This is a genomic window from Flavobacterium sp. (genome assembly GCF_031422135.1).
Taxonomy (GTDB): domain Bacteria; phylum Bacteroidota; class Bacteroidia; order Flavobacteriales; family Flavobacteriaceae; genus Flavobacterium.
Genome location: NZ_JANOQD010000049.1, coordinates 19,841 through 28,283, shown reverse-complemented (window position 1 = coordinate 28,283; position 8,443 = coordinate 19,841). Strand labels below are relative to the sequence as shown.

5 protein-coding genes are annotated in these 8,443 nt (G+C 34.6%); all 5 read right to left on the bottom strand.

All coding sequences use genetic code 11. From position 1 onward, the window contains the following. The coding region (locus tag RMO70_RS07145; protein WP_310555738.1) for an RHS repeat-associated core domain-containing protein at positions 1–6,134 on the bottom strand (6,134 nt) is incomplete at its 3' end. Between the two features lie 10 nt (positions 6,135–6,144). Further along, positions 6,145–6,603, bottom strand: coding sequence for a T9SS type A sorting domain-containing protein (locus RMO70_RS07140; protein WP_310555737.1), 459 nt, complete (start codon positions 6,601–6,603; stop codon positions 6,145–6,147). Between the two features lie 347 nt (positions 6,604–6,950). Further along, positions 6,951–7,424 carry a hypothetical protein gene (locus tag RMO70_RS07135; protein ID WP_310555736.1) on the bottom strand — a complete coding sequence of 158 codons (474 nt, stop codon included), beginning with the start codon at positions 7,422–7,424 and terminating at the stop codon, positions 6,951–6,953. A gap of 230 nt (positions 7,425–7,654) precedes the next feature. Continuing rightward, positions 7,655–8,059 carry a VanZ family protein gene (locus tag RMO70_RS07130; RefSeq protein ID WP_310555735.1) on the bottom strand — a complete coding sequence of 135 codons (405 nt, stop codon included), beginning with the start codon at positions 8,057–8,059 and terminating at the stop codon, positions 7,655–7,657. Then, positions 8,031–8,411, bottom strand: coding sequence for a glycine cleavage system protein GcvH (gene gcvH / locus RMO70_RS07125; RefSeq protein WP_310555734.1), 381 nt, complete (start codon positions 8,409–8,411; stop codon positions 8,031–8,033). The genes RMO70_RS07130 and gcvH overlap by 29 nt, the downstream gene beginning before the upstream one ends. Positions 8,412–8,443: the final 32 nt, after the last annotated feature.

Genomic DNA, 8,443 nt, shown 5'->3' with positions numbered 1-8,443 from the left:
CCACTAACAATCAAGCCAGTAACCGCACCTTGCCAAAAATTACCTCCTGAGAGTTCTGCGCCTGCTCCACCTGCAAGAGTTCCAAACAATAATATCCCCACTGTTTTTGAGCCAAACTCGCCTCCAATCCCTTTTACGGTTTGATTTCCAAATGTTGCAGTATGACTTCCTACTGTATGGGTAGCATCAGAGGTAGCACCACCTTGCCACAAGCTACTTGCCAAACTCGCCAAACTCCCTGAGGCAAATCCTGTCCAGAACTCACCCCCTTGCGCAGCTGTCATACCCCCTTGAAACGTACCGTGTGCCAGTGCTTGAAACCCTGTACGGAGCCAAAAACTGGTTATGGCTGATTTTGCATATTCACCAATACCAAAAGTAACCGCGCCACTTGCCGCACCTATAAAGGTAGCTTGAAGAATTCCTCCAACTGTGAACGGCACATCAGCCAACAGGGCAGTTAGGGTGTAAGTGGCTGCACTTACTACAGCTCCTATAATTACTGCTGTAAGAAGAACAAATTCTTCTCCACTAGGATCGGTGTACTTTAATGGGTTGTTGAGCACATACGCATAGCGGTTGTAATTTTGGGTATTGTATGGGTCTTGCACATAATTATCAGGTTGCAAGAAACGGTGCAACTTCGGGTCGTATAACCTTCCGTTCATGTGGATGAGTCCTACACTTTGCAAATGCTCGTGTCCTGTGTACCCGCGATCCAGCAGTGTTAATTTACCCAAATCGACACCTGCGCCATTTTGCACTTTTACAATATTACCCCAAGCGTCAAACAAGCGTTTTTCTAGCACTTGCCCACTGTCATTGGATATTGCCATAATGCTTCCCTGGTAATCCCGATGCAAATATAAGTATTCCTGAGTTATTCCGTTGCTTTTTAACACCATAGGTGCACTGTAACCATCGCCTCCTATGTAGGTTAAGAATTCTGTTTCGCCCGTTAGCTTGTTGTACTTGATTTCCATAGTGCCATCAGCCGAGTAATGCTTGTGCATTTTTCGTTGTAGCTTGTCGGTTTCTAAACTACCATAATACATACTACTACGCCCGTTAATAATATTGTAGGTAAAGGATAGCTTGTCAATATTATCAACATCAATAGTTACTGGGCTTTTGAACCCATTGTAGGTTACGTTTTGTATTGCGTTGTTTTGATAATAATTCAGTGGAACGGTATTTAATGTTACCGAGGTATTTTGATATTGTTTTGCGGAATTGGTGTAATTGTATGTTCCTATACCTGTTCTTGTAATACGCCCTTTGTTGTCGTATTGTGGCGATGTAGGTGCTGGAAAAGTTCCTCCTGCTTTTGGGCTCACAAATGCAACTGGCGTAGCATACGAATCCGTCAAAAGCCTATCTAGATTGTCGTATGTGAAATTTTCTCCATATGGTTTAGGTAATGGTTGTATCGAACCTATTGGAACATCCATTACAAACATATGGTTGGTTCTTGAGGTAAGGTTTCCTCGAAGTGGTTCGAATACATAGGTTAATTTCATAAGCTCGGCAATTATTCCCAAACGATCATCATCTAAATATTTGTGAGATACGCCGGTTGCAAGACCAAAATCATTGTAGGTATTCGCCACCATTAGTGGACCTAAATTTGCACTTGTTAACTGCCCACGTCCATTCACCGTATTGGTTTGCCACAAAACGGCTTGATTCGTATTGTCCAGTATTTGCCAAGGAGCTCCGTTCTTATAGGTGTTTTTTACGGTTTTTACAGATTGCTTTCCATTAACATGATTTACGGCTTTGTAGGTTTGCAATAAGGGTCTCCCGAAGTCATCATAGGTCATTTCGTGTTGAAACGTGGCTGTTGCTACATTGCTTTCGGTAGTTTTGATAATGCGTTTGGCTGTATCGTATTCGTTAGTATAATTGATTATCGTTCCGTCGAAAGTATTTGTAAACAACGTATTCAAAGGAAGTTTTGTAACCCCATCGTAAGTATAGGTGCTTTTAGAATTAGTCAAATCGCCTACAATAGTTTTTTCTAACAGGTTTCCATTTATTGGATCTAAAGTATTGGTTGTAATTCCTTTAGGTGTTTTTTCGGTTCGGATTTGTCCTGAAGGATAGTATGAATATTCATATAATCCTGCCGAAGGATCCGTTAGTTTGGTTTTGTTACCCCACTCGTTGTATTCCATAGCAATTATGGTTCCATCAAAATTAGAATTTCTTAAATTTCCATCAGCATTATAGGTAAAATTAATAGTTCCCCCTGGATCGGTAGAGGATATTAGGTGACCATTCGCATTCTTTGTGGAACTAACCGTTTTAAAATTATCAGTCCCTGTAACAGTGGTTCCACTGTAGGTAATATTTGTCACTAACCCTGTGCATCTTGTATTGTTTATTATACGACTGTAATCATCATACGTTTCGGTATTCCACAAGGTTGGACTTCCTGAAGAATACGGTTCGCTTTCTCTGGTTTTTCGACCCAAATAATCGTATTCATAATTCACATAAGACCACGTGGCATCGATGTTTTTTTGTCCTTTTTTAATCAACATACCTAGTGCATTGCTAATTGTAATCGAGGAACTTCCATCATCTGCCGTATTGGTTACTGTATATTCATTTCCGTTTTTAGTATACGCTGTATAGCCACTTTTTCCGAGATAATTTGTAGTTTTTATAGTTTTTCCCCAATTGTCAATTTGGCTGGTAGCCGTTTGTCCATAAGGATTTGTTACTGAGGTAACGATACCGTATTTGGGGTGATATGTATCATTTGTGGATACTAGGCCTTGATTGTCTTTCACGGTTTTTACAAACCTTTGTGTTGCATCGTATGTATATTCAATAGAACTTGGTGCCAATACAAGTCCTGTATATCCTTCGGTACTGCTTGTACTCTTGATAACATTTCCAAAAACATTGTATTGAAACTCCTCAACACTGTATTTTGCTTCTGTTGTGTTTCCTTTCTTCTTTGTTTTAGTAACATTTCCGCTGGTGTAATACATTTCAGATGTTGATTCAGCAGTTGTTCCATAGGCTTCTACTATGCTTTTTGTTGTATTAGGCCTCCCAATATAATAGTCGCTTCCTATGCCAGAAGTATTGCTTTCGAAAGTTGTTGTGGAAGTTGTTTTTCCTTGTTCAATACCATTTAATTTATTTTTAGAAATAATTGTTGTTGGAATGAAATACTGATTGTCATACGTATAACTTGTTTCGTTACTAATTCCTGTTAAGAAATCTTGATTGATTTGTGAATCTAACAAGAGATGATATATACCATTCTGAGTAAACGAATTAAAAATAGAGGTTGTCGAACTCATAATCCCACTAGGATTGCCTGAAAGTACAAATGAAAATGCACTTCCATTTTGCACTAGTTCACTGTATGTTCTTGTGATTGCCCCTCTTTTTGTAGCGTCATATTCAGAAACATTCCAGATTCTTTTACTAGTATCTGATGCATACCATGCACTTCGTGCTGTTTTGTTAAATCCAAGAGCACCAAGTCCGTTCAAATTTAAAATATAGCCACAGTATTTGAAATCTTGATGCTTTATTACTCCATTGACAGTATTTGTAATTTTACTAACAAGTGTTGCAGTAGGCACTCTTTTAATTTCGACATTTGGATAGGTCAAAGTATTCGTGGAAGAATAAAACTCGTCTAAATTTCCTTGTCCATTATTAGCCGTTGAAGGTTCCAACGTTTTATAGGTTACTTCATCTGTTACTACACCTCCAGAAGAAATCACTTTTTTCAGCATGGCTTCTTTAGCAATATCTTTCTGAAAATCGACATAAGTCATTTCAGCATACTTGCTTCGAATCATTACGATTTCATTATTGAGTCCTTTATTTCTGTAGTTGGAAACTATAGGAGCAGGTAATTCGTTACTATCACTATCGTGATTGCAATTAAATGTTGCGTCAATATAACCTGGAACAGCAGGAACGAAAACACAAGGTGAAATGTAATTTAAAGTAAATTTATTACCTATTACATTTGTATTTCCTATATTATTGGCATAGGTTGTAATTTGCCATTGCGTATTGTGATCGTTTATAGTATTTCTTGGTTTGTAATAATTTCTCCAAATTCTTACCAAATCCGATTTTCCGTCGCCATTTGTGTCAAGTGCATAGTAATTACTCAAATGCCTTTGTGTATCAAAATAGGTGCCAGTATCTGGACGATAATCGACTATATTATGCGTTTCTTTAGTAAAAAAACTTCCTCCTGCAGGATTGGGATTACTATAATAAATATGCCATTGCACACATTCGAAGCAACCACCATTATCATAATGAGGCAACATAATGTCAGCTTTGTTATCTCCATTAAAATCTCCAAACAGGATTTGTTTGGTTGTAGAGTAATCTTCCATAATTCCTTCTCCTAAAACTTCCAGTTCAACCCAAGGAGCAGTAGTTAATTGTTTAAAACCAATTATTTTATACGTTTTATTTTGTTTAATGACTAAAATATCTGACTTTCCATCCCCATTGTAATCGGCTATGAATTTTTTGTCTGTAAAATTTCCTAGAAGCGTGTTGTTAAATTTTATATATCCATCACTATTTAATGTAGTTCCTGAATTTGGATTCAAATCGATTAAGTAATGATTTACATCAGCATCGTGATTTGAAAATGTAACTGTACACTTAGCAGATCTAAAATCATCACTAGGAATTTCGTGATAAGAGTCAGTATGATAATTCTGAACTTCCGTGTTTTTATGATACATTAATATTTCACTGATCCCATCCCCATTAAAATCTCCTTCCAAATAGTTTGTCGCTTTTTTTATCCCATCAAAAGGCTCGCAAAATTCTAAATCTGGCCAACCATTTAACAAAGCAATATGCCCTAAGGTTACTGTTCCAATAGAAGCAGTATTTTGAATACTAATAGTCTTGCTTTGAGAATTTGCAAAAGCACCGTTTTGAAGATTGTAAACTTTAAACTCGATTGAATTTGCATTTTCTTTTGCGTGAACTACAGATTGTTGTTGGCTTAATTTATTGTTGACTATGGTTGTGGCTGAAAACTTTGTTCTTTTTCCAGTAAAAAAAGGAAGTTGCAAGGGCGTTCCTGTTCCGCCTGCATTAAATAAATTAGAGTATACAAAATTGTTGGACACAAAATCCAGTCTACCGTCTCCATCAAAATCACCTGAAATATCTATATCATTTAAGTTTACGTTATTGTAATATGTGGATTTAAACTCAGATTTATAAATATCTGTTGTCGTGTTTTCATATTCAAATTCAATTGGATTTGCAGGTTCTAAACTCCCATTAAATTCTTGAATTTTCACAAGTCTTTCATAAGCCAAACTTACTTCCGAAGCGTAAGTCATCCGATACTCTCTAAACAATTGATTGTTTGTGAAAACTTGAATGTTTTTAATTTGTGCATTTTTAAAAATCTTAACTCCTTTTACAAAGGCATTCTCTTGTCTTTTTGGTAATTGGTAATTAAATTTTATTGTGTTTAATGGTGTTATACCGTTTATATTTGCACTAAATTTTATAGTATCTATACATAAAGTACTATTAAAGTCCGTGTAGTAATAGTTAACAAAATTTCCATTTATATCCTCTGTTCTAACAATATAATACGCAAGATTATCTGTTGCGTTAATGCCTGCATAATTTCCATACCAAGTTCTTGAACCATCTGGCGTAGTCACAATGAAATACATAGTGTTTCCAATCCCTTTTAATTCAATTTTGACATTTGATTGTACTTCGGTTTCATAAGTTGAGCCATCCGCCCAATACGTTCCTGTTTTTAACATCAATCGTTGACCTTCAAAAGCCAGTTTGTCGTTATCATCAAAATCGACACCATCGATAAAACCATCCAAATCTTTTCTAGTTGAAATTCTTGATATAGCTGAAATAGTACTTATATTCCAACCTTGTCCTGCAACACCTCCTAATTGCCCACTAGAATAAACTAAATTAATTGTTGGACCCATACCTTTCAAACTTGGCGGCATCGCAACAGGCAATGTATAAACAACTTGACCTCCACTAGATACATCTAGCTTGCCTTGGGTGTCGTGAAAATTTTGAGAAAAAAGTACTGTAGTAGTAAGTAGTAATAGGGCGAGTAATCGTAATTTCATAGGGGCTTTGTTATTCTTTAATAATTTTAATTGCTTTTTGGTCTCCGCTAGCATACAATAGAATTAGATTGTAAATCCCTGATGGATACTGACCAAATGGCATTACAAAATCAGATTTATTCTCTAATTTTGAATGTGTTTTGATCAATTGACCAGATAGCGAATACACTTGTATTTCCGAAACTTTATTCTCGTTTTTCAATTCCCATTTGAGGTACAATTCTTCTTTGACAGGATTTGGATAATAGGAAATAACATCCTCGGGGAAGAATTTTTGTAAATCTTCTGGTTTCAAATCAGTAATTTCTTTTGGAGTTTCTGACGCTATTCTACCCACACCTGAAGGACAACTTACACAAAGGTATCTTTTGACTTGATTTCCTGCAGTATCATATTCAAATACAATTTTGTTTTGCCCATTAACGGTAAAACCCGAGGCAAGCACCAGTAGTAATATATATTTATACATTATTTTTAAATTTTTTGCAAAGAACGTTAAAACAAAAAGGTTTAACAAATTAAAACCTTTAAATTATTATTACATTTCTGATTAATTTAAAAAAGCAACATTCTTTACTATTTGTTTAAAGATGTTTATTTTCTTTGTGAAAAGAGTAAAATTTTGGCTAGTTTTTAACAAAAAAGTAGTACTCAAAAAAAATCCCATCGAAATGGGACAGTTTTTCTAGTAATTAATAAAAAGCGCTTACTAATTTATCTTTTCAAAGCAAAATGTCCTTTTACGGTTTTGCCATTTTCGAGGGTTATTGGGTATTGGATTTATTGTCAAGTTCTAGAAGGAGAATTAACCTTTACTTAATTAGGATTTAAATTTTTTTTTAAGCCTAAATGATTATTAACCAACTCAACAAACAAATTTTTAAGGTTTTTAATGGTTTCTTCTTGCTCATGACTGTAAACAATAATCAAAACATTAACTTTTTTAGAAAAGGACTCATTGTAAACATAATTTCCTTTTTGATTGTCAAATAACTTCAAATAATATAAATTACCCTTTCTACCCTGATTATTAATTTGCATTGATTCTTTTATAATTTTAATCTTTTCAACGTCAATCTTATCCATTGGAAATGTTTGATTATAACCACAATTTACAATCAAATTATCATCGGAAACAGAAACAGAATAGGTAGTTGCTCCAATACTATTTGACAAAATAACATTAATATCTTGAATTAATTTTGATTCTTTATCTACATCCTGAGCTACTATTGGTAGACTAAACAAAAAGATAAATACTAAACTGAATTTGTTTTGAAAAAGCCTCATTTATTTATTATGTTTTGATTTTAATACTAAAAATTATTGTTCTTCCTCCTAAACATAGTAGGATGCATAAATCCAAATATACTTCTTTTTTAATTAGCACCCGATTACTATGACTTATACAAGTAAAAAAGTCATTTTTTTTCAAAAAATGCATTTAGGTTTTTTTAGGCATAGTAATCGGGGATAAAAACAGAATACAATCCCATCGAAATGGGATTGTATTCTGTTTTTTATTTTTTAAAATCTATTCCAAAACGAGGCTTTTTAAATAGGAAGGAAGCAAAAAATAGACCCATAAGACTTCCAATTGTGTTTGCAAGCACGTCCCAAACATCGCCTTTTCTGGAAGTGGTAAAATAATTTTGCGCTAGTTCAATGGCTAGTCCAAAACAAATTGAAATAACGAGTAATAGTATTTTATTGAAAAATTTATTCCCTACATAAAACAATATGGATCGAAACCACAAGAGAACAAACACAAAATAAAAAGTAAAATGTGCTACTTTGTCTGCATTTGGAAAATAAAATTTGGATTCGCCTGAAGGTGATTTAAAACACAAAAAGAGGATTAAAAAAGTCCAAAAAACGGGCAGCCAAAAATTCTTACTATGCGCCAATAAGTACTTTGTAGTCATCGCTAGATAATAAACTTTCTATTTCTGAAGGATTTGAAATCCTAACTTTTACCATCCAAGCTTTTCCATAAGGATCTGAATTGACTAATTCTGGCTCTGATTCTAAATCCCCATTAAATGCAATAACTTCTCCTGAAAGTGGCAAGAATAAATCTGAAACTGTTTTTACAGCTTCAACCGTTCCAAAAACTTCGTCTTTTTCTAAAGTTTGGTCTAAAGTTTCGACTTCTACATATACAATATCACCCAATTCTTTTTGAGCAAAATCGGTTATTCCTATCGTTGCTATATCGCCATCTATACTAACCCATTCGTGGTCTTTAGTGTATTTCAAATCTGCTGGTATGTTCATTTTGTTGTGTTTTTATTTTAAAGCAAAAATAG